Annotated in this window: 23 protein-coding genes; 16 read left to right on the plus strand and 7 right to left on the minus strand. The window is 39.8% G+C overall.

The window, feature by feature from the left end; translation table 11 throughout:
- The first annotated feature begins 323 nt into the window (after window positions 1-323).
- Entirely contained in the window at window positions 324-1,295 is a 972-nt protein-coding gene (pta, locus tag P9E47_RS04065) for a phosphate acetyltransferase (protein WP_326162640.1), read from the plus strand.
- A 70-nt stretch (window positions 1,296-1,365) separates the two neighbouring features.
- Here pta and P9E47_RS04070 read toward each other — a convergent pair whose 3' ends face one another.
- Both P9E47_RS04070 and P9E47_RS04075 read right to left on the minus strand, forming a co-directional pair.
- Window positions 1,366-2,190, minus strand: a complete 825-nt coding sequence (locus tag P9E47_RS04070; RefSeq protein WP_326162641.1) for a lipoate--protein ligase family protein — start codon at window positions 2,188-2,190, stop codon at window positions 1,366-1,368.
- A gap of 234 nt (window positions 2,191-2,424) precedes the next feature.
- Entirely contained in the window at window positions 2,425-3,123 is a 699-nt protein-coding gene (locus P9E47_RS04075; protein WP_003333142.1) for an RsfA family transcriptional regulator, read from the minus strand.
- Between the two features lie 360 nt (window positions 3,124-3,483).
- On the opposite strand from P9E47_RS04075, the gene P9E47_RS04080 reads away from it, so the two are divergent.
- The 4 genes from P9E47_RS04080 (at window position 3,484) to P9E47_RS04095 (ending at window position 6,414) form a co-directional block, all read left to right on the plus strand.
- On the plus strand, window positions 3,484-3,708 hold the full coding sequence (locus P9E47_RS04080) for a DUF1450 domain-containing protein (protein ID WP_003333141.1): 225 nt from the start codon (window positions 3,484-3,486) through the stop codon (window positions 3,706-3,708).
- A gap of 211 nt (window positions 3,709-3,919) precedes the next feature.
- Window positions 3,920-5,212, plus strand: coding sequence for an HD domain-containing protein (locus P9E47_RS04085; RefSeq protein WP_003333137.1), 1,293 nt, complete (start codon window positions 3,920-3,922; stop codon window positions 5,210-5,212).
- Between the two features lie 11 nt (window positions 5,213-5,223).
- Window positions 5,224-5,745: a YwgA family protein gene (locus P9E47_RS04090; protein ID WP_003333136.1), complete on the plus strand. Its 522-nt coding sequence runs from the start codon at window positions 5,224-5,226 to the stop codon at window positions 5,743-5,745.
- A 135-nt stretch (window positions 5,746-5,880) separates the two neighbouring features.
- Window positions 5,881-6,414 (plus strand): undecaprenyl-diphosphatase, encoded by a 534-nt coding sequence (locus tag P9E47_RS04095; RefSeq protein WP_035195435.1) that lies wholly within the window; start codon window positions 5,881-5,883, stop codon window positions 6,412-6,414.
- A gap of 38 nt (window positions 6,415-6,452) precedes the next feature.
- Here the strand turns inward: P9E47_RS04095 and P9E47_RS04100 are convergent, their stop codons facing one another.
- Window positions 6,453-6,746 carry a hypothetical protein gene (locus P9E47_RS04100; protein WP_003333133.1) on the minus strand — a complete coding sequence of 98 codons (294 nt, stop codon included), beginning with the start codon at window positions 6,744-6,746 and terminating at the stop codon, window positions 6,453-6,455.
- Window positions 6,747-6,872: 126 nt separating this feature from the next.
- Window positions 6,873-7,055, minus strand: coding sequence for a 2-hydroxymuconate tautomerase (locus P9E47_RS04105; protein WP_003333132.1), 183 nt, complete (start codon window positions 7,053-7,055; stop codon window positions 6,873-6,875).
- A gap of 199 nt (window positions 7,056-7,254) precedes the next feature.
- On the opposite strand from P9E47_RS04105, the gene P9E47_RS04110 reads away from it, so the two are divergent.
- Window positions 7,255-7,767, plus strand: coding sequence for a YwhD family protein (locus P9E47_RS04110; RefSeq protein ID WP_326162642.1), 513 nt, complete (start codon window positions 7,255-7,257; stop codon window positions 7,765-7,767).
- A gap of 340 nt (window positions 7,768-8,107) precedes the next feature.
- Here the strand turns inward: P9E47_RS04110 and P9E47_RS04115 are convergent, their stop codons facing one another.
- Window positions 8,108-10,186 carry a transglycosylase domain-containing protein gene (locus P9E47_RS04115; protein ID WP_326162643.1) on the minus strand — a complete coding sequence of 693 codons (2,079 nt, stop codon included), beginning with the start codon at window positions 10,184-10,186 and terminating at the stop codon, window positions 8,108-8,110.
- A 311-nt stretch (window positions 10,187-10,497) separates the two neighbouring features.
- Between P9E47_RS04115 and speE the strand changes: the two genes are divergently transcribed.
- Together speE and speB are read left to right on the plus strand one after the other, a co-directional pair.
- A complete protein-coding gene (gene speE / locus P9E47_RS04120) occupies window positions 10,498-11,325 on the plus strand; it encodes a spermidine synthase (RefSeq protein WP_326162645.1) in 828 nt (275 codons plus the stop codon).
- Window positions 11,326-11,411: 86 nt separating this feature from the next.
- Complete coding sequence (gene speB, locus P9E47_RS04125; protein WP_326162646.1) at window positions 11,412-12,281, plus strand: agmatinase; 870 nt, start codon at window positions 11,412-11,414, stop codon at window positions 12,279-12,281.
- Window positions 12,282-12,404: 123 nt separating this feature from the next.
- On the opposite strand, the gene P9E47_RS04130 is transcribed toward speB, so the two are convergent.
- Window positions 12,405-12,926, minus strand: coding sequence for a DoxX family protein (locus P9E47_RS04130; RefSeq protein ID WP_003333127.1), 522 nt, complete (start codon window positions 12,924-12,926; stop codon window positions 12,405-12,407).
- 265 nt (window positions 12,927-13,191) lie between these two features.
- Window positions 13,192-14,865 carry an ABC1 kinase family protein gene (locus P9E47_RS04135; RefSeq protein ID WP_003333126.1) on the minus strand — a complete coding sequence of 558 codons (1,674 nt, stop codon included), beginning with the start codon at window positions 14,863-14,865 and terminating at the stop codon, window positions 13,192-13,194.
- 197 nt (window positions 14,866-15,062) lie between these two features.
- Between P9E47_RS04135 and P9E47_RS04140 the strand changes: the two genes are divergently transcribed.
- From P9E47_RS04140 to P9E47_RS04175, 8 genes are all read left to right on the plus strand, one after another.
- Window positions 15,063-15,761 (plus strand): GNAT family N-acetyltransferase, encoded by a 699-nt coding sequence (locus tag P9E47_RS04140; RefSeq protein WP_326162647.1) that lies wholly within the window; start codon window positions 15,063-15,065, stop codon window positions 15,759-15,761.
- Window positions 15,762-16,023: 262 nt separating this feature from the next.
- Entirely contained in the window at window positions 16,024-16,410 is a 387-nt protein-coding gene (locus tag P9E47_RS04145) for a GntR family transcriptional regulator (RefSeq protein ID WP_003333123.1), read from the plus strand.
- Entirely contained in the window at window positions 16,407-17,309 is a 903-nt protein-coding gene (locus P9E47_RS04150; protein ID WP_326162649.1) for an ABC transporter ATP-binding protein, read from the plus strand. Before P9E47_RS04145 ends, P9E47_RS04150 begins: the two co-directional genes overlap by 4 nt.
- On the plus strand, window positions 17,284-19,308 hold the full coding sequence (locus P9E47_RS04155; RefSeq protein WP_326162651.1) for a DUF6449 domain-containing protein: 2,025 nt from the start codon (window positions 17,284-17,286) through the stop codon (window positions 19,306-19,308). Before P9E47_RS04150 ends, P9E47_RS04155 begins: the two co-directional genes overlap by 26 nt.
- Window positions 19,309-19,472: 164 nt before the next feature.
- Window positions 19,473-19,898 (plus strand): universal stress protein, encoded by a 426-nt coding sequence (locus tag P9E47_RS04160; RefSeq protein WP_326162652.1) that lies wholly within the window; start codon window positions 19,473-19,475, stop codon window positions 19,896-19,898.
- 192 nt (window positions 19,899-20,090) lie between these two features.
- Complete coding sequence (locus P9E47_RS04165; RefSeq protein ID WP_003333119.1) at window positions 20,091-20,537, plus strand: DUF1934 domain-containing protein; 447 nt, start codon at window positions 20,091-20,093, stop codon at window positions 20,535-20,537.
- Window positions 20,538-20,624: 87 nt separating this feature from the next.
- Window positions 20,625-22,295 carry an arginine--tRNA ligase gene (gene argS / locus P9E47_RS04170; RefSeq protein ID WP_326162653.1) on the plus strand — a complete coding sequence of 557 codons (1,671 nt, stop codon included), beginning with the start codon at window positions 20,625-20,627 and terminating at the stop codon, window positions 22,293-22,295.
- Window positions 22,296-22,402: 107 nt separating this feature from the next.
- Window positions 22,403-22,768: a DUF488 domain-containing protein gene (locus P9E47_RS04175; RefSeq protein WP_003333117.1), complete on the plus strand. Its 366-nt coding sequence runs from the start codon at window positions 22,403-22,405 to the stop codon at window positions 22,766-22,768.
- Window positions 22,769-22,841: the final 73 nt, after the last annotated feature.

A 22,841-nucleotide genomic window follows, 5' to 3' on the forward strand; every position in this document is an offset into this window, starting at 1 on the left:
ATATGTACATGTCAATAACTAATATAACAATAGTTTTATCCAGAAGAAAGTTTTTAGCTTAAAAAGTTGACAAAAGGTGGCAAAGGGTAATCTAGGTCAAATTTTTTGCGTTTGTTATAGAAATTTTCCAACGTTCTGAAAAGAGGAACTTTTTAAAGTAAGCGTTTCCGTTTTGATTAGCCTATTTCCAAGAATATTGGAAAAGTATATGGTAATAATAAGCAGGATAGGGTGAATCCTCCACTGACTTTCTGTTGGGATTTACGGATGCTTTTACGAAATATATTTATTAGGTAATCTTAATTGATTTTGGAGGTATTGATTTGAGCGACTTATTTTCTATTGTAAAAGAAAAAATTAAAGGTAAAAACAAAACTATTGTCTTCCCAGAGGGCTTGGATGAGCGAATTTTGACAGCCGTTGGCAGACTTGCCTCTGAGGAAGTTTTAAAGCCGATTTTAATCGGAAATAAAGCAGAAGTAGAGCAAAAGGCGACATCTCTAAATATTTCTTTAGGGAATGTTGAAATTCTCGATCCGAATTCCTACGATGAATTTGATGTGCTTGTGCGTGAATTTATCGAGCGCCGGAAGGGAAAAGCAACAGAAGAAGAGGCTAGACAAATTTTAAAAGATGAAAATTACTTTGGCACAATGCTTGTTTATTTAAAAAAAGCAGATGGCTTAGTCAGCGGTGCCGCTCATTCAACGGCAGACACTGTTCGCCCTGCGTTGCAAATTATTAAAACAAAAACTGGCATCAAAAAGACATCTGGGATGTTTGTCATGGTGCGAGGCGATGAAAAATATATTTTCGCGGATTGTGCTATCAATCCAAACCCTGATAGTCAAGATTTAGCGGAAATCGCCATCGTAAGTGCCGAATCAGCAGTGCTGTTTGATGTTGAACCAAAGGTTGCGATGCTAAGTTTTTCTACAAAAGGATCTGCAGTTACACCTGAAACAGAAAAGGTAGCAGAGGCCATCAAAATTGCGAAAGAAAAACAGCCTGATTTGATCATCGACGGAGAGTTTCAATTTGACGCTGCCATCGTACCATCAGTTGCTGTAAAAAAAGCACCTGACTCAGTCATCCAAGGTGATGCCAAAGTATTCGTATTCCCAACCCTAGATGCCGGCAACATCGGCTATAAAATTACCCAGCGCTTAGGCGGCTTTGAAGCAATCGGTCCAATCCTCCAAGGATTAAACCAGCCGGTGAACGATCTATCCCGCGGCTGCAACGCTGAAGACGTCTATAAGTTAGCATTAATTACAGCGGTACAGGCGTTGTAATTACAAAATACAAAAAAGCATGTTGATCAACACTGGCCCCAGCTCTAAGTCCCAGTCTATCACCATGCTTTTATTGTTCATTTCGTTTCAAAATCCGGTCATAATTGTATTGATACAATTCCAGTTCCTTCTCACTTAAAGGCGTAGTCGTGATTCCCGCATCCAAATCCCCAAATGTCTTCAACATCAACGTAATCAATTGCTCTGTTGTTATGGTCTTACCCAACAGCTCGGATAATGAGGCCATCGTGGAGGGGACAATCGTAGGATAGGTGAATTTTGTTTTCTCTCCTTGCAAGGCACGATGATAAAATTCCCGTACAATTTCAGCGCGCAAACTACCGCTGCCGGTTACACAAAGATAAATTTGCACAGCAACCCCGCCGCGCAGCCTTCGTTGCGAAATACCAGCAAATTTCTTACCGCCAATACTTAAATCAAAACTTCCCGGGCAATAACTGCCGACAATTTCCCTCGCATCAACCTGCACGTCAAATCCGGATAACATGAGCCGGATTAAATTCCACATTGCCTCATAGCCACGATTTATATCAATTCCCTTTCCTTCAGGTAAAATCAGCGAAAGATTTAAAATACCATCATCCAGAACGACAGCCAATCCGCCGGAGTTACGAACAATAGATTGATAGCCTTTTTCCTCCAAAAATGCCACACCTTGTTCCAAGAAAGGCAATCTGCCATCCTGAATGCCGAGGACAATCGTTGGCGCATGAATCCAAGTGCGAATAACAGGTGCCGACTGGCCACTTCCAACAGATGAACAAAACGTATCATCATAGGCAAATGACTGCAGTGGACTGAAATACAATCCAAGACTGGAATGATCGATATAACGCCACTCTGGCTGCTGTAAAAGCGGGTTGATGTCCTGCATAGTTAATTCCCCTTTTTCGTACAAAATTCTTTAAAAACAATTATAGCATTCGCCAATACAAAATAAAAAACAAGCGAGCTGTAATTAGCTACGCTTGTTCTAATGGATATTTGCCCAGATGGGACACAGTTCCCGCCCCCGCGGCTTCAAAAGCCACGAAAAATAGGACTCAAACTGGGCCGGAGAACCCGCCCCCGTGTCACACCAGGACGGCGCCCCCCTGTGTTCCACTTGCTATTTCGCAATTCGCTCCAAGTTCCCATTTTTATCCATCTTAAATGTATTTGTCGGTTTCTCCTCATCCTCAAATAACACCATTTTTCGTGCCCGATCCATTATTTTAACAAGGGCCTGGTAATCCTCTTGGATCGTTTGGAATTCACGTTCCGTTTGCTCAAGCTGCTTTTTCAAAATAGCAATTTCATCAGCAAGCCCTTTGTTTTCCATTTTTAATCTATCATTCTTCTGCTGCATGTTCGTAGATTGATGGTCACTATTTTTCAAATTGCTTAAAAATAAAATGACATCATCCATTGAAAGCGCCTTTGAAGACTGCACATAGCTTCTCTCGGGCGTGATAGTATTGGTAACCACTGCTGCTTCTTCGTTTCTAGCATCTTTTTCCACCATGATTTCCTCTGAAACCTCAAACGAAAATGTTGGATCAGGTGGTGTATACAGTGGCTTTGTTTTTTCTCCTAAAGCACGCTGTCTTTGTTTACGTTGTTTTTTAGCTAAATCAATTGCTTTCATATAATCCTGCCTCACAACGGCATTCCAGCGGAATCCACATGCGGCCGACGTCCGGTTTAGTTTGTCACCGACCTCCTCAAATGCGTTTAACTGGGTGCTACCCTCCCGAATATGACGCAATACGGTCTCTGCCAATAGCAGATCATCCTCTTCAGACCATGCATCCTGTCTTTGAATCATCACATCTTACAACTCCTTTAATATTTTTCTAGTAAAAGTAAAATAAGTAAAATTTCTGTTAGTTATAGGATGGACAATTTCAAAAAAAATTATACATATTTTAAAAGGATAGTAGAGAAAAGGTGGGAAACCTTTACACCATTAGGCTTAAAAATTACACCAGCAAGCCTATTGTCATTGATACAAACGGCGGGAAGTGGTAAAATGACTTTTGTTTAGCTTTATTCGATTAATAGATAAAAGCCGATTGGCTTACATAATAGAAACTGAAAAAGTTACCCATAATGGGAAGTATATAAAAATTAGTATGAACGGTTGAATTTTTTAGTTGGAAAATGATCAGAAAGGCAGGTGGGTGTGATGTCAAAAAATGAATTCAGAGTTTGTGATGATTGCCTAGGCACTAACTTGAAAACTTTATTACCAAAGTTAAAACAGCTTGATCCGGACGCCGAAGTTGTCATTGGCTGCCAATCTTATTGTGGTCCCGGTCGAAAGAAATCATTTGCCTTTTTAAATAATCGTCCGATTTCAGCACCAACAGAAGACGAGTTAATTGAAAAACTTGAGAAAAAAATAAAATAATTGAAAAGTGCATAACTGTATATGGCTGGCGAAATAAACCTCTTTTTGTTGAAAAAAGAGGTTTTTTGGTGGAAGAATAGAATGTATAATGGAAAAAGTATAAAAGAGATCATAAGAAAAGCGGAAGCGCCTTGCTCATCGCCGTACAAACTGGAGGCGCTGGAGCTAGACATTTATCATGGTCCTTTTTGCGAAAGGAGTACCTTTCAAAATGGCTTACGTAAATGAACAGTTACATGAAGAAAAGGTATTTAAAGACCCGGTCCATCGCTATGTGCATGTTCGGGATAAATTAATATGGGATTTAATCGGTACAGCCGAATTTCAACGCCTGCGGAGAGTGCGCCAGCTTGGGACGACGTTTTTTACGTTTCATGGGGCTGAGCATAGCCGCTTCAACCATTCACTTGGTGTCTATGAAATTATAAGGAGAATCATTGATATTTTCCAAGGGCGCGAGCATTGGGATAATTCCGAACGGCTGTTATGTCTATCTGCCGGCTTATTGCATGATGTTGGACACGGTCCATTTTCACATTCGTTCGAAAAAGTGTTTCAGCTGGATCATGAAAAATGGACAAGAGCGATTATTACTGGTGACACGGAGATCAATAAAGTATTAAAAAGAGTCAGCGATGATTTTCCGAAAAAGGTTGCAGAGGTGATTGCCAAAACATATGAAAACAAGCTTGTTGTCAGCCTGATTTCAAGCCAAATTGATGCCGACCGTATGGATTATTTGCAGCGTGATGCTTTTTACACAGGGGTAAGCTACGGCCATTTCGATATGGAGCGAATTCTGCGTGTGATGCGTCCGACTGAGGACCAGGTCGTCATTAAAAAGAGCGGGATGCATGCTGTCGAAGACTATATTATGAGCCGCTACCAAATGTATTGGCAGGTCTATTTTCATCCTGTGACGCGGAGTGCGGAGGTTATTTTAACGAAAATTCTTCATCGTGCCAAAAAGTTGTACCAGGAAGGCTATAGATTCTCAATGGAACCGACGCATTTTTATTCACTATTTAATGGGAATGTAAGTCTGAAAGATTACTTGGCATTGGATGAGTCGGTCATGCTGTTCTTTTTCCAAAATTGGATGCATGAAAATGACGCGATATTAAAGGATCTATGCACCCGCTTTATGAATCGTAATCTTTTTAAGTATATAGAGTTTAATCCAAACTCCGGCTACATGAAGTTGATGGAATTAATGAAGCTTTTTAATGAGGTTGGAATCGATACGAATTATTATTTAGAGGTTGATTCTTCTTCAGATTTACCATACGATTTTTACCGACCGGGAGAAGAAGGGGAGCGAATCCCCATCTATTTATTAATGCCGAACGGTGAGCTGCGTGAACTTTCGCGTGAATCAGAGATCGTTGAATCGATTTCCGGCAAAAAACGAACAGACCACAAACTTTATTATCCCGTGGATTTTGTCGACAATCTTCCTGAGGGTGACGTAAAGAAAAGAATAAAAGAAATATTGCAAGGATAGGAGAGGGCCTGATGTTACAGGATCATGCGAAATTAATGAAGGTATTTTCATATGCGGGGGAAATCGTTGGTAGAAAAAAACTCCAAAAGATGGTTTACATCGCAAAAAAACTCCAATTTCCTTTTCATGAAAAATATAACTTTCACTTTTTCGGCCCCTATTCAGAGGAATTGACATTACGGGTCGAAGAGCTTGAAAACAACGGCTTTTTAAGCGAGCAAAAAGAAAAAAAGGGCGGCTACGTCCAATATCGCTATACATTATCTGAAGAAGGCGAGCAGTTCTTAAGCCACTTCGAAGTAGACATGCCACACCTAGAATCATGTGTGAAAAATATGAATGAACAGAGTTCCCGCTTCCTAGAGCTCGTCTCAACTGTACTTTACTTTGATGACCTTCCGAAAGATCAAGTAAAAGAAAAAGTATTCACCTTAAAAGCGAAACAACGCTACACAGACGAAGAAGTCGAGCAGGCCTATCAATATATCGACAGTCTGCGTGAACAAACAATAACAATGGCTAGGTCAGTATAGACCTAGCCATTGTTCGCTTCCAACAACATCAACGGTAATATTTGATTTAAAAAAACAGTCTGTTTCCGGATTTTTACATATATCTTGTTAAGGTGGGTAATTTAATACTTATCTACAAAATAAGGAGAGTATTATATGGACTACAAATTGTTTAAATCAATTAATCAACTTTCTGGTCGTTGTACTCCTATCGATTTTCTAATGATATTTTTATCGAAAAAAGTTCGTTATGTATTTGCATTTGTTATGATTTTTATGTGGTTTAGAAAGACTTCTGATAAAAAAGCAGTGTATTGTGCAGGGATTTCTTCAGGAATTACTTTGTTAATTAACAAAGTAATTAAATTGTTTTATTATAGACCACGTCCATTTATAAAACATCGTGTAGGCATTCTCATTCCTTCAAAAGTGGATTCCTCATTTCCGAGTAAACATACCCTTTTGGTATTTGCTATATCTACTTCTATTTTCCTTCAAGAACGTCTTCTTGGATCCATTATGTGGATTTTATCTTTGTTAACTGGTTTCTCCCGTATTTGGGTAGGTCATCATTATCTAACTGATATTATTAGTAGTGCATTAATTGGTAGCATTACCAGTGTTATGGTTAATAAAGCTTTTAGCTTTTGTAAATTATTTTCGATAAATTTTCAAAAATATACAAAATAACGCCCACTATTATGCGGGCGTTATTTTATTAATGAGATTTATTTATTTTTGTTAATATTTTGCTGAGGAATTAATTCCTCTGAAAATTCCGTTAAGTCAGCCATATTTGGCATCGGTCCTGCTGTACGTGATTGAACCCTATTCATTACATTCTGAATAGGTTGTAGGATATTAGTGTTTCGAGTATTTCGTAAACCATAAACGGCTGTACTAACCCCCAGACCTAACAAGGAAGCCCAAATTATCCCTCTATTGTTTCTTCTATTACCAAACATATTTAAAATATTTAGTCCTCTCTTTGTCCTGAAGAGCGCAGATAACCAATTATTCAATTTGAAGCCACTTCCTTTATAGAGATTGAGAAGCAATTTTATTGCTTTCCATACTCTAATATGTGCTTTCTGTGATTGTTAATACTGTAATGATTTGGTTACTTTGTCTAAACTGGATAATGTTTTTTATTCGTTAGCCATTTTTCCGCCAACACTTAGGTTTGTTTTTGGCATGTCCTCGATCATAACGTGAACTCGGTCAGCAGGTGCTCCTGTTGTTTCAACAACGGCTGCTGTTATTTTTTCTGCTAAGGCCTTCTTTTGCGTGTCAGTACGTCCTTCTAACATTTTAACTGTTACATATGGCATAATATTCTCTCCTTTATCCTAGTTGTAGATTCTCTTTTAAGATTCGTTATAAAAACAAAAAAATCCTTCATTTTTCAACAAGTCGCCAAAGGTGAAGTTTCTGTGTTAGGATGCTAAAATAGGGATATTATGTTAATGATAATATTTTAACCAAAAAGTTAGTTTGTTATTTTCTAAAAGATAAGGGGTGCTTTCATAAATGAATAATAAAAGCCAAGGTACTGGTTTTAATATTATAAAGAATGATTCCACAGATGGGCATGGCGGCTATGGAGTAGGGGCTATTAGCCTGAATAATGTTTCGCCCGTTATGATTGATACTGAAACACGGGAAGCCTTTATCGATATGGGGGCCTTGCATGCAAGAAGCAAGATTGAAAAAGGAATAAAGATGCTGACGAACCGGGACGAGGTTCCAAACGGCAAAACCTATTGGGTTGTTTGGGTGACCGTTCACCGTAAGCAGGAAGGGCCATACTATCATGGCCTTGGGACTTGTGAGCTCTTCATTGATAGTGAGGCAAGACGCGGCTATAAATCAATGCCGGAGCACGTGAACAACATGGATCGTTCACTAAAGGGAAGGGTCATCGTGAATAATATGGATGAGCAATCCAGACTGGTTTTAGGAGAATTTTTGAAAAACTTTAATCAAGAAATGTGGGACAATTCCGCAGAAGAGTTAAAAAACGCCTTGCTGCCTGAAAAATAACTGTTAGGGGACAATTAAAGTCTCCTAACCTCAAAATTATTAATTATTATTTCAAAAAATTACAATAAAGTTACCGGAATTTTTGGACTATTTCTGAACATTCTGTGAACATCTTGAGGTTTTTCCTAAAAGAAAGTAAACTAATAATTAGTCTAATTTCACACATAGACTAGGACAGAAAGAAACCAAGGCGCCCATTTTTGGGGAACCTTGGTTTCTTTTCTTTTCTGTCCAGCTCCAGCACCCAGCAACTAGTAAACTTCACCCACCTCCCTACGATAAGTCAACATCGGCTCACAAAGTTCGCCGTGTTTCCTTTATCTCAGTCGATGTGCTCCATCTACCACCACTTAAATATCCTCTCAAACCAGCCTTTGTCCGGCTGTTCTTCTAAACCTTCTTTTTCTTCGTGTTTTTCTTCACCATTCGGTAAGTGCACTGAACAATACTCTGTCGGCTCTGTGCCTTCAACGAAGTAGGTTAAGCGAGCATTTTTGCAATCACTTGTAGCTAATAAGCCGTTCGCCGGGTCGACATAAGCGGGAACGACACCTTTTGGTGGTTTAAACCCTACAAATGGTTTATCCTGCAAAGCTTCCTCCATATATTTCGCCCAAATTCTTTTTGCGTAGGCTCGTTCAGCAACAATATCGATTGTTTCATCCCGGTCATAGCCAATCCAAACCCCAGTTACGAGCTGTGGGGTAAAGCCGATCATCCAGCTATCTGTTTTTGTTGTACCAGATTTGCCGGCATATAGACGCGTCAGCCCATTGGCGATTGATTGACCAGTCACGGATGTATAGGAATTTAATTTTTTATCAAACATTCCGGTCATTAAATGGGCTGTGACAAAAGCAAGGGCCGGATCCAAAACTTGTTCTTTTTCCCGTTTGCTCCGATAAATGACTTCGCCTTTATGGTTGACGACCTTTTCGATAAAAATAGGTGTGACTGAAATTCCGCCGTTAGCAATCATCCCGTAAGCTTTCACCATATCCATCATTTTGACAGAGGATGTACCAAGTGCTAGGGAAGGGACCGCGGTTAGGTCACTTGTAATGCCGAGCTGCTTAGCCGTTTCTACGAGCTTATTGACGCCTAAAAACATATGGGTCTTCACAGCGTAAATATTGTCAGATAAGGCTAGAGCTTGGGCCATCGTTATAAAATCATTGGCATAGTAATTATTATAATTGTCAGGGCGGTAAACGGCCCGGCCCTCGTCATACGGAAAATTCATCGGTTCGCTACGCATTTTCGTCGAAGGTGTAAAGCCATTTTCTAAGGCTGCGTAAAAAAGAAACGGCTTAAACGTCGAACCTGGCATCCGTTCAGCCTGAGTTACCCTATTAAAAGGACTTTTTATATAGTCACGACCGCCAACCAATGCCCGCACTTTTCCGGTCTTCGGCTCCATCGACATCAGGGCAACTTGAATTTCCGACTTCGGATTGATGATATTGGCAATATTGGTTTCAGCGATTTCTTGCGCCGTCGGGTCCAATGTTGTATAGACGCGGAGGCCGCCTAATTCTATTGTCCGCTCATCTAGCTTTACGACATCCTTTAAAGCAAGCTTAACAGCATCTTGGAAGTAGGGAGCTATTTGCTTATGGGTAATGTCATGATCCGTATTGAATTGTAATGGTGTTTCGAACGCTTTGTTTACCTCGGCTTCTGTGATCAAGCCGTTATTTTCCATCGACTGTAAAACTATTTTTTGTCTAGTTTTTGCTTTTTGTTCATCATTAAAAGGTGAATAATAGCTTGGTGCTTTCGGAATCCCCGCCAGCATCGCGGCCTCCTCTAATGTTAGGTCTTTTGCATGTTTGTTAAAATAATAGTTAGCAGCCGCTTCAATTCCATAGGCACCGTGTCCATAGTAAATCGTATTTAAGTAGCCCTCCAAAATTTCATCCTTATTATAGTTCGTTTCAAGCCGAACCGTATAAAGAGCCTCATCAAATTTCCGCTTCCACGTTTTATCATGCTCTAAGAATAGGTTACGGGCATACTGCTGTGAAATCGTGCTTGCTCCTTGAACTTTGGCCATCGCTTTAATATCGGCAATGATCGCCCCGACAATCCGCTTCACATCGAAACCATAATGATTATAAAACTTCCGATCCTCAATCGAAATCGTCGCCTCAATAACCTCTTGCGAAATTTCACTCAAAGGCATCCAATAACGGTTCTCTCCGTTATGAATGCTTTCGCCAATAATCGTTTTCCCATCCTGCGCGTAAAAAATCGTCGTTTGCGGGACTGCCAGAGGCGGCGGCCCCTTCGCCTTCCCATAGGTTATTAAGCCGGCAATGAAAATAATAAATAAGATTAATAGGATCATTCCAATTACTAAAATAGCACGCAGCCATCTTCGCGTTTTATCAAGGTTTTCCTGAGTAATAAGCTCCAATAAAATCCCCCTTTTTTTGTGGAGAGCCATGGGGTCGGGATCTGTGTCCCAATTCGGGCCACAGATCCCGACCCTCTGTCCCAATTTCTACGAGATTTTATTAACTAGTATTGGAGGTTTTTATAGAAAATAAACATAACAAGGAACGGTTAGAAAAAATTTCTTGCATTTTTGCAGTAATAATCTATACTTTTATCTTGGACTTTCGGATTTTTCCAGATCTTCATGATTTTTACCGAGGACATAGGGAACATTAAAAGGTAGATTATGTTAGGCATTATTGAACTTTTTAAGAAAGGAATGAAGAAACGATGGAATTATGGTTTACTGAAAAACAAACCGAAAGCTATGGAATTACGGCAAAAATTAAGCAGACTTTACATACAGAACAGACTGAATTTCAAAAATTAGATATGGTGGAAACAGAGGAATTCGGCAATATGTTGATTTTAGATGGAATGGTTATGACGACGAAGAAGGATGAGTTTGTCTATCATGAAATGGTTGCCCATGTTCCGTTATTTACACACCCGAATCCTGAGAACGTACTGGTTGTTGGTGGGGGAGATGGTGGTGTTATTCGTGAGGTTTTAAAACACCCGAGCGTGAAGAAGGTAACATTGGTTGAAATTGATGGCAAGGTGATTGAATACTCGAAGAAGTTTCTTCCTGAGATCGCCGGTGAGCTTGAAAATCCTCGTGTCAAAGTCATTGTTGGCGATGGTTTCATGCATATTGCCAAGGCAGAAAATGTGTATGACGTCATTATGGTCGATTCAACGGAACCGGTTGGACCTGCTGTTAATCTTTTTACAAAAGGCTTTTATGCAGGTATTGCAAAAGCATTGAAAGAGGATGGCATCTTTGTTGCCCAAACTGACAATCCATGGTTCAAAGCGGATTTAATCCGTGACGTGCAACGCGATGTCAAAGAAATTTTTCCGATCGTAAAGCTTTATATAGCCAATGTCCCAACCTATCCAAGTGGACTGTGGACGTTTACGATCGGTTCGAAAAAGCACGACCCGTTAGCGGTGGAAGAAAGTCGTTTCCATGATATTGAAACAAAATACTATACAAAAGAACTTCATAAAGCGGCATTTGTGCTGCCGCGCTTTGTAGAAGATTTAACAAAATGAACGGAACTGGGACACAGTTCCTGGCCCTGTGTCCCAGGGACGCGGAACCCGACCCTCTGTCCCACAATTTGAGGAGGAAAAATTAGATGAGATTTGATGAAGCCTATCAAGGTAATGTTTTTATAAAAAGTCACCAGAACTTTGAAGAGAGTGAAGCCGTATTATATGGCATGCCAATGGATTGGACCGTAAGCTTTCGCCCAGGTTCTCGCTTCGGCCCGGCACGTATTCGTGAGGTTTCCGTTGGGTTGGAGGAATATAGCGCGTATTTGGACCGCGAGCTTGAAGAAGTGAAATATTATGATGCTGGTGATATTCCGCTTCCTTTTGGAAATGCTCAACGGAGCCTTGATATGATTGAAGATTTTGTTGGCCAAATTTTAGCAGCAGACAAATTCCCGCTTGGAATGGGTGGCGAGCACTTAGTTACTTGGCCGGTTATTAGAGCAATGTACAAAAAGTATCCGGACCTTGCGATCATTCATATGGATGCTCATACGGATCTTCGTGAAAATTATGAAGGGGAGCCGCTTTCCCATTCAACGCCAATTCGCAAGGCGGCTGAACTGATCGGACCGCAAAACGTATTTTCTTTTGGAATTCGTTCCGGCATGAAGGAAGAATTCCAATGGGCCAAAGAAGTAGGCATGTATATTGCGAAATTTGAAGTGCTTGAGCCACTCAAAGAAATTTTGCCAAAGCTAGCAGGACGCCCGGTTTATGTTACTATTGATATTGATGTACTAGATCCAGCGCATGCACCTGGTACAGGAACAGTTGACGCCGGCGGAATCACGTCCCGTGAACTTCTCGCCTCCATTCACGAAATTGCTAAGTCTGACATAAAAGTTGTCGGTGCTGACTTAGTGGAAGTTGCGCCAATCTATGACCCATCAGAGCAAACTGCAAATACAGCAAGTAAGCTGTTACGTGAAATAATTTTAGGCTGGGTTTAAAAAAAATAATCCAAAATTAGAAAGACACGACTTTCCGCCCGCAATGGCGGAAGTCGATGTCCTTTCTTATCAGTACAAAAAAAGCAAACCATCGAGTCCTAAAATGGTTTGCTTTTTTCATTATTAAGCTGAATGAGGGGCTGTATGTTTTTCTGCTTTGTGACCTTCTTTGTTAAACATTTTGCGTAAGAAAGGCAATACAAAGCGGTCTAAACCGAATTTACCAGCATTGTAGCCAGCTGCGGCGATGATTACGCCCATTAAAATATCAGTAGGGTTGTGAGAAACTGTTCCAGCTAATAGGAATGAGAAGTTCATCAACATTCCGAAGAAGGCAGCGGCAGTTGTTAAGCATCCAAGCATAAGACCTAAACCAACTAATGTTTCGCCCCAAGGAACTAGAACGTTAAATAATCCAATGTTGGGTAATGCTACACCTTCTAAGAATGAATTATACCAACCATAAACGACTTCACCGTGAGTTGCAACCGGATTCGCAATTGCTCCTTTTAAGAAACCACTTGCATCAAAGCCTCCAGTTAATTTGCCAAGACCTGCTGTAAAGAAAGCGTAGCCCCAATATAAACGAATAATTGTTAAAATACCAGCGGATATATTACTTTCTCTTAACCATTTGTTAATCATGATGATTACTTCCTTTCAGAATATAAAATGATGATTTCTATGTGTTAAGATTACCACCGTTAATAATATTGCAACAGTACCTTGTGAATCTATTCACAAAGTGTTAATAAAGTTATGGCGGAATATTGAAATCTATGTATAAACACTAGTAACTTTCGTAAAGAAAGAGGAAGCAATCTTGCAAGTTTAAAAAATAAGCAGGAAATCCAACAATGTGAATTTCCTGCCTACTATTATTTTTATAAAAATAAAGACCCTTAGACCTTTACAGCCGCCCCGATTTATAAATTGAAAAAACAATAAACAAAAACATCAGGGTGGCAACAACCGAACCGATTTCAATCACTGGTATTTGCCATAAAAGATTGGCTTGGTCAGCAATTGCTGATCCAATAATGAGGCCGACCATTAAAATGCTAAAGGCTAAAAGAATAATACTAAAAGCAAGCCGGTTGCTTATCTTATCTAGCCTTTGTAAAAAAAGCTGAAGCTCTGGGACGCTGATTTTAAAATGTAAATCTCCGTTTTGAATCGTTTTAGAAAGATCTTTTAAATTTTTGGGAACTTGTGATAAAAATTGAGCATTTTCGACCCATTGTTTCCATGACTTTTTTAAAATAGTAGTTGGTTCGTAGCGGTGGAGAAACAGCTTTTCACCAAATGGCTCGGCTGCTTTCATGATGCTGAACTCCGGGTCAAGATTTTCGATAATCGCCTCAAGTACAATTAGTGTTTTCGCCAAAACTGTTAGATCTGAAGGGATTTGGATCCGGTGATGATAAATAACGGTCAACAAATCATTGATTGCTTCGCTGAGCTGAAGTTTGCTAAAAGAAACATCGTAATATTTCATCACTAGTTGATCAATTTCATTATAAAAGGAAGTCATATCTGTTTCTTTCGAAAGCATGCCCATTGATGAAATAGCCTTAATAAGCCCGTCTGTGTTGCCGCGCTGCAAATGGATGATCATCGATGCAAAGTGAAATTTTGTATCATCATTCAGTCGACCCACCATCCCAAAATCTAAATAGGCAATCCGATTTTCAGGCAATACGTAAATGTTGCCTGGATGCGGGTCCCCATGAAAAAAGCCTTCGATAAAAATTTGTTGAAGCATCGATTGTGTAATTCGATCAGCAATCAGCCTGCGATCATAGCCTTCAGCCTCCAGCTTTGCGATGTTGCTAACCTTGATGCCTTGCACAAAATCCATCGTTAATACTTTCTTTGTTGTATACTTCCAATGAACATGGGGAATCTCAATTTCAGGCTGATAAGAAAACTGCTTGGCAATTCGTTCACAATTTCTGCCTTCAATATAATAATCAAGCTCAGCCCGCAATGTTTTCGCAAATGTGTTGATCATTTTGCGAATTTCATAGGTTTTGGCCCAGGCTATTTTTGACTCCATCCCCCTTGCTAAATCATCAAGGATTTCCAAATCGGTTTCGACAATCGGTACGATATCTGGACGTTGAATTTTTACAGCAACTTGTTCTCCTGTGTTGAGATGGGCACTATGAACTTGACCGATTGACGCCGTCGCAAGCGGTGTCTCACTAAAATCTTGAAAAAGATTTTCTAACGTATCCCCCAGTTCTCCCTCGATAATTTCCCGGACCTGCTCAAAAGGGAACGATACAACGTTATCTTGAAGCTGCTCGAGCTCTCGAGTGATTTCCTCAGGAATGAGATCGCGGCGGGTGCTGGCAATTTGTCCAAGCTTAATAAAAGTTGGTCCTAGTCCTTGAAGAATATTACGAAGCTTCATGCCAACCGTTTGCTTATTCATAAGTTTTTCCGATTCCTGCTGTTTTTTTGATGAAATTTGATTAGACAGGCCAAGCCGATATACAAAGTAACTAAAGCCGTTACGCAAAAAAGCATTTACAATTTCTTGATATCGCCCGGCATGTTTGATCTTTTTTCCAAGCAATATAGGCACCTCCTAGTGATGCAATTCTTCTTTTATCATACAACATTTGGCAATTCAGGTTGGGTTGAATTTTGTAGATTTGTGAACAGATTTTGGGGAGGTGGGCGGAAATGGGGACCTGGATCACTTTTGTTTCTTTTTAAAATAAGATTATGTAAAATTGAATTGTGAATTATTTAGAGAAAAGGTGTTGTGCTGTGACAGCAGAAATTAACTGGACTGAAATTACGAATGATAATCAAATGAATTTAGAAAGTGTTTTAAAACTATACGATCAAGCCTTTCCGATTGAAGTAAGGGAACCCTATGATGTTTTTCAAAAAGGGCTAAAATATGCAACTAGCAGCTTTCCGAATAGCTTTCGCTTTTTAGTAGGTATGGAGGGAGATACGGTTGCTTCTTTTGCAACAGGGCATTATTTAGCTGATGTAAATACTGGTTTCATCGTCTATATCGTAACAAATCCGCTTGTTCGGGGGAATGGATTGGGGTCCACAACATTATTAAAAATGGAAGAACTGTTGAAAAAGGATGCAATATCAGCGGGGCATAGCGCACTGCGCTTTTCAATTTTGGAAACGGAAATGGAAGAACTTGTTCATACAGAGGCTGAAAAAGAAGATTGTATTAAAAGGGAACGCTTCTATGAAAAAAATAATTATAGAAGCCACGAAAGTATAAATTACCTTCAACCACCATTACACGGTGATACAAATGGTATACCATTAAATCTATTGTTCAAAAGCTTTCAAGGAAGTCAAACGATAACGCAGATCGAAATAAGCGATATTATTCAAGCTATGTATCGGGAAAAATATTATGAGGTGAATCGAATCGATAAAGCGATTTTGAGCAAATGCCTGAACAAAATGGGGATAGACCATACATCTTTTTAAAAATAAATACAAAGCACGTTCAAACACTTGGGGAGATTACTTCAAGTGTTTTTTTTCATAGATACCTTTCCAGTGGTGCCTGTCCCCACGCATCAGTTGCTACGCCAGTAGTGCATTCAGCAGTGCCTGTCTCCGCATCGAACCCCGCACCGCACTTCACCCCATCAATTTTCCTATTGACATAACTGTATTATGATATATAATACGGTTAGAACACATAATACGACTAACACAACAAGATGAGAGGAGGCCTAAAGCTAATATGTTCCAATTAGATATGCGCAGTCGGGTACCCATCTATGAACAGCTCGTTGAAAAGTTGAAAGATTTAATTATTAATGAAGTACTGAAAGCGGATGAACAATTGCCGTCCGTTCGCCAGCTGGCCAAGGACTTAACGATTAATCCAAATACAATTCAAAAAGCTTACCGAGAATTAGAACATCAAGGCTATATTTACTCAGTGCCAGGGAAAGGCAGTTTTGTCACACCGCCGTCAGAGATCAACAAGGGGGAAAAGGTGAAGAAGATGAAACAAGAATTAATGAAGTTAATTTCAGAGGCGATTTTTCTAGGAGTCAAAAAAGAAGAAATCGTCACGCTCATTGAAGAGGCTGAGCAGTCCGTCAAAGGGGGCGAGAAACAATGATCAACATAAAAAATATCCGCAAATCCTTTGAAGACATGGAGGCAGTCAAAAATGTGAGCTTACATATAAACAAAGGTTCCATCTACGGTTTGCTAGGGTCAAATGGTGCGGGTAAAACTACTCTTTTAAAAATATTAGCAGGTATTTACCGTCAGGACAGTGGCGAAGTTCAAATTGACAATCAATCGGTGTTTGAAAATGTCCAAATTAAACAGAAAATCATCTTTTTACCAGACACGCTGTTCTTTTTCTCACAATATACGATCAAACAAATGGCTGACTATTATAGAAGTCTATTTCCGTCATGGAATGAGGAACGGTACCAAAGGCTGGGTGAGGTTTTTCCAATTGATCAAAATAAAAAAGTTCACCGCCTCTCAAAAGGGATGCAGCGTCAAGTTGCTTTTTGGCTAACACTTTCCACAATGCCGGAAGTGCTGATTTTAGATGAACCGCTTGATGGCTTGGATGCAGTTATGCGTCAAAAGGTGAAAAATCTGCTTGTCCAGGATGTGGCGGAACGTGAAATGACCGTTCTCATTTCTTCACACAACCTCCGGGAAGTGGAAGATATTTGCGATCATGTCGGCATTTTGCATCATGGCGAAATTATGATTGAAAGGGATCTAGATGATCTAAAATCAGATATTCATAAAATTCAAGTGGCCTTTAAAGCGGGCGAAACACCGGCCGGGTTTTTACAAGACCTCGATGTTCTTTATCAGGAATCACGTGGAAGTGTCCTCCTTTGTATTGTTAGAGGAAAGGAAGAGGACGTCAAAGATAAGGTGCAATCGTTCCATCCGGTTCTGTTTGACCTATTGCCACTAACACTTGAGGAAATCTTTATTTACGAAATGGGGGATGTCGGCTATGCAATCGAAAGTATCATGGTTTAAACGCGGGATTGTTACGCAGGATTTACGAAATGTCGGTTGGATCGGCATCATCTACCAAATTGCTTTGTTATTTGCGGTGCCATTACAAATCTTTATGATGTACCAGGCGGAGCATTTACCTGACAACTATGATAACGGTCATTACCTTTTTTCAATTTTAGATGGCCTTCAAGTATTGTTAATGTTCTCAGTCCCGGTGATTCTATCCATTATTTTATTCCGTTATTTGCAGGTGAAGGTGCCGGCCGATTTCATTCACAGCCTTCCGATTAAAAGAACGACACTGTTTCACCATCATGCGCTCATTGGAATTTCTCTATTAGTTGTACCTGTCGTTATTACAGCTATTTTTATAGCGATCGCCCATGGGACGCTTGGTTTAGAAGGTTATTTTTCAGCTTTGGATATTACAAAATGGGCAGGTCTGACAATCGTCATGAATGTGTTCGTGTTTGCACTGACGACGTTAATTGGCGCTGTTACGGGGATTTCAGCGGTATCGATTGTGCTGGCTTATATTTTTCTAGTATTTCCAGCTGGGATTATGATTTTGCTCTATCATAATTTAAAATATTTTATCTACGGATTTGCTTATGATTATTATTTTGATCAAAATATAGAATTTCTAACTCCGATTGCTCAAATGATTGAAATTGGGCATCGAAGCATGACAGCCAAAGCAGTCTTGATTTACATTGCTCTATCGGTGATTTTCTACCTATTAGGGATTTTTGCTTATAAAAAAAGACAAATTGAAGGCGCGACGCAAGCCATTGCTTTCCGCTATTTAAAGCCAATTTTTAAATATGGAGTTACGTTTTGCTTCATGCTGCTCAGCGGGATGTATTTTGGTGAAACACAGCAAGGTGAAATGGGCTGGATATTATTTGGATATATTTTTGGATCCGTTTTTGGCTATATCGTTGCCGAAATGGTATTGCAAAAAACGTGGCGGATTTTCCGAAAAATGAAAGGCTATCTAGTTTATGCAGTTGCAGTTGCAGTGCTTGGACTCCTTTTGAGTTTAGACATGACTGGGTATGAAAAAAAGCTGCCGGATGCAGCTGAAATTGAGCGCGCTTATTTCGGATATAATGCTCATTGGTTAAAAAATGAGTACCCAGAAACGCCCGAATACGCGATGCCGGTGACTGAATACTCAGAGGTAATTCAGGTAAATGCCTTAAATGAATCGAATCGTTACTTTTTTAAGGATCCGGAAAATATCAATTCGATTATGAAGCTTCATCAGCAGTTGATCGAAGGTGGGGACCAAGTAACGAGTCGAAAATCTTATCAAAATATTGTGGTTGCCTATGAGTTGAAAAATGGCTCAAAATTAGTCCGCCAGTATGAAATTCCAGAAGCTGGCTACGACGAACAGTTGAAGCCAATTTATGAATCACAGGAATATAGATACTCAAATAATGAATTATTAAGATTAAAAGAAGAGATACAGGTAGATAAGATTTCGCTTAATACAAATTATCTTAGTTATAAAAAGTTTAATACGGTCGATCCGAAGCAAATTGAGGAAATCATCAATGCCCTTAAATCAGATATGCTCCAGGAACCGTATGAAGACATCGTAACAGAGCGCGAAACATGGGGAGAAATTGAATTACTATTAGAAAATAACCAACGTTTGTATGTTCCGTGGAAAAAGTCCTATCATCAATTTGACAATTGGTTAAAGGAAAATAATTTACTCGAGCAGGCAAGAGTCGTGCCGGAGGACTTAATGTTTGTGGCTGTAATCAAAGCTGAGAACGCAGAGGAAGCCCTATCAAGGCCCGGCGTATCTTTGGAAACCTTGTTTAAAAACAATGAGAAACCTTTAATCATCGAAGACCCAAGTCAGCTGGAAGAGTGCTTGTATGAAGCATCATGGCGTTGGGACAAGGAATATTTAATCGCCATCTATTATAAAAATAGCAAAGAGCCATCCTACCACGGCTTGGAAAATGTTCCATCCTTTGTTGCCGAGCATTTTAAATAGGGTTTGTTTGACCAGCATAGTTACTGTCGCTATGCTGGTTTTTCTATTTAGGGTGCCTGTCCCCATACTGGGGCTTATGATGCAGGAGAAACTATTGCCATTGTCGAATTATGAATAAATAGGAATACAAAATTGAATTTTGATTAAATTGGAGGTAAGACCCTATGGAAAACACAATATTAGTCCCTGTTGATGGTTCAGACCATTCAAGAAGAGCATTGAAATTCGCTGTTCATATCGCAAAAGGCCTTCAAGCAAAAATAATCGTGTTAAATGTCCAATTAAGCCTTAATACACGCAATGTTAAAAGGTTCATAAGCCAAGAGGAATTACATGAATACCAAGAAGACGAAGCACAAGAAGCGATTGATAAAGTGCTAGATATTGTGCAAGACCAAAGTTTAGAGGTCGTGACTAAATCGAGAATCGGATTACCTGATTTAGAAATTTGCAAAGAAGCAGAAGAAGAACAAGTAACGATGATCGTCATGGGTACAAGAGGCTTAGGTGCATTTAAGAGAAATATACTAGGCAGCGTCAGCTACAGTGTGCTCCATGAAGCACCTGTGCCGGTAACGGTGGTGCCTTAAATAAAGAAAATATAGTAAAAGAAATTGTAGGGATCTCTAATTAGTAGGGATTCCTTTTTTTATATATAAACAAAGCCACAGGGTCTGACCCTGCGACCCACAAGATATTCACCAACTCACGTCTTCCTCTTGCGAACATTGGATACAATTAATATAATAGAAAGGTTAAAGAGACTAAGAGGACGTGTCTTCATGGCAGAAAATGAATCAGCAAAAATACCAATTCGATTAAAGCTTGTTACAGAAATTCGCGATGGTGCAGGCCGTAAAGAATTGCTAACGATTGAGGAAGAAGGTACTTTATATTCGAAAGAGGATGCAACTTTCCTTGCCTATAAGGAAATGATGGAGAATGTGGGGCAGATTTCGAATGTGATAAAAGTCAAAGGTGATGAAGTTTTGATCATGCGCTCCGGTGGGGTTTCCATGCGCCAGACTTATAAAAAGGGTGCTACAACATTCGGGTCCTACCAAAGCCCATATGGAATGATGGAAATGGTTGCAAAAACTGAAAATATTGATTTTACAAATCGTATCGACTCTCGTAAAGCAAAGTTAATACTCTCTTATCAGTTGCAAATGCAAGGTGAATGGGTTGGCCGCCACCGGCTGACTTTTATGATAGAAAAAATAGAATAAACGCAGGTAAAAACATAGTAAAAACGCAAAAATCCATCCATACATAAAACATTTAACTGAATAAGAAAAAATGAAGGAGGAACTCCGATGAATATCGTTGAACAAGTGAAAGAACGATTAAAGGAAGAAATTAAAGCAGCTGTCATGAAAGCTGAACTAGCAAGTGAAGCTGAAATCCCTGAAGTGATTTTAGAAATACCAAAAGAAAAAGCGCATGGTGATTACGCAACCAATATGGCGATGCAGCTTGCCCGTGTGGCTAAAAAAGCGCCACGTATGATTGCAGAGCAGCTTGTTGAAAATTTTGATAAAACAAAAGCATCTATTGAAAAAATTGAAATCGCGGGTCCAGGCTTTATCAATTTTTACATGAATAATAGCTATCTTACAGACTTAATCCCAACGATTCTTGAAGCTGGCTCCGGATATGGACAGACAAACACTGGCAAGGGCCAAAAAGTTCAAGTTGAGTTTGTATCTGCAAACCCTACTGGGGACCTTCATTTAGGACATGCTCGTGGTGCAGCGGTGGGTGATACGTTATGTAATGTTTTAGCAAAAGCAGGTTATGATGTTCAACGTGAATATTATATTAATGATGCGGGGAACCAAATCCATAATTTGGCTCTTTCAGTTGAAGCACGCTACAGACAGGCGTTAGGTCAAGATGTGGCAATGCCGGAGGACGGCTATCATGGTGCTGACGTTATTGGAATTGGTCAAAAGCTTGCGGAGGAAGAGGGCGACAGTCTTTTACAAAAAGATGAACAAGAGCGCTACAAGTACTTCCGTGATTATGGTTTAAAGTTTGAGTTAGCGAAGCTTCGTGAGGACCTTAAGCAATTCCGCGTTGAATTCGATAACTGGTTTTCAGAGACCTCTTTATATGAAAATGGCAAAATTGATGTGGCGTTGGATGCGTTGCGAGAAAAAGGAGAACTCTATGAAGAGGATGGGGCAACCTGGTTTCGTTCCACAACATATGGCGATGACAAAGACCGCGTATTAATTAAAAATGATGGCAGCTATACGTACTTAACTCCAGATATTGCTTACCATCAAGATAAATTAAAGCGTGGCTTTGAAAAGCTGATCAACATTTGGGGAGCAGACCATCATGGCTACATCCCAAGAATGAAAGCGGCGATTCAAGCCCTTGGCTACAATGCAGATACATTAGAAGTAGAAATTATTCAAATGGTTAACCTTTTCCAAAACGGTGAAAAGATGAAAATGAGCAAACGTACAGGTAAAGCAGTCACGCTTCGTGAGTTAATGGAAGAAGTGGGCATTGATGCAATGCGTTATTTCTTCGCAATGCGCAGTGCGGACAGCCATTTAGATTTTGATATGGATTTAGCTGTATCAAAATCAAATGAAAACCCGGTTTATTATGCACAATATGCACATGCCCGTATTTGCAGTATGCTGCGCCAAGGTGAAGAGCAAAGCCTTATCTTTGAAGGTGCGCTTGACCTTTCACAAATCCAAGCTGAAAAAGAAATCGATCTATTGAAAAAGCTTGGCGAATTCCCAGAAGCCGTAGCAGAAGCAGCAGAAAAAAGAATGCCACACCGCATAACTAACTATATCTATGATTTAGCTTCTGCATTACACAGCTTCTACAATGCTGAAAAAGTCATCAACCCTGAAGAACTTGAAAAATCTAGAGCACGCCTTGCCCTAGTAAAAGCTGTTCAAATCACATTAAAAAATGCCTTAGACCTAGTTGGAGTATCTGCACCAGAGAAAATGTAGTATATGTATGTTTGAACCCTCGGATCACGGATCATTCATGGCCTGAGGGTTTTTTGCAAAAATAAAGTGGGGAGTAAAAACAAACAAGTAAGGAGTAATTGCTTATTTTGAAACAAAATTTTAAAATGAAAAGAATTTACGAAACACCTGATTCAGACGATGGATTTCGGGTGCTAATTGACAGGCTATGGCCAAGGGGCATCAAAAAGGAAGTGGCAAAAGTTGATTTATGGATGAAGGAAATTGCTCCAAGTCCAGAGCTGCGAAAATGGTTTTGCCATGATCCCGAGCTTTTTCCACAATTCCGGAAAAATTACCTGAAAGAATTGAAGGAAGACCCACTACATAAAGAGCAGGTCGACATTTTAAAACAAAAGGTAATGGAAGAGCCGGTTACTTTGTTGTATGCTGCGAAGGATCAGCTTCATAATCATGCGATTGTGCTATATGAATTTTTGCTTGAAAAAAATTAAAGCTCATATTATTTTGTGCATCGTTGTCCAGCTCCAGCACCTAGCGACTAGAAAAACTTCACCCGCCTCCCTA

Source organism: Schinkia azotoformans, from assembly GCF_035811335.1.
Lineage (GTDB): Bacteria > Bacillota > Bacilli > Bacillales > Bacillaceae_J > Schinkia > Schinkia azotoformans.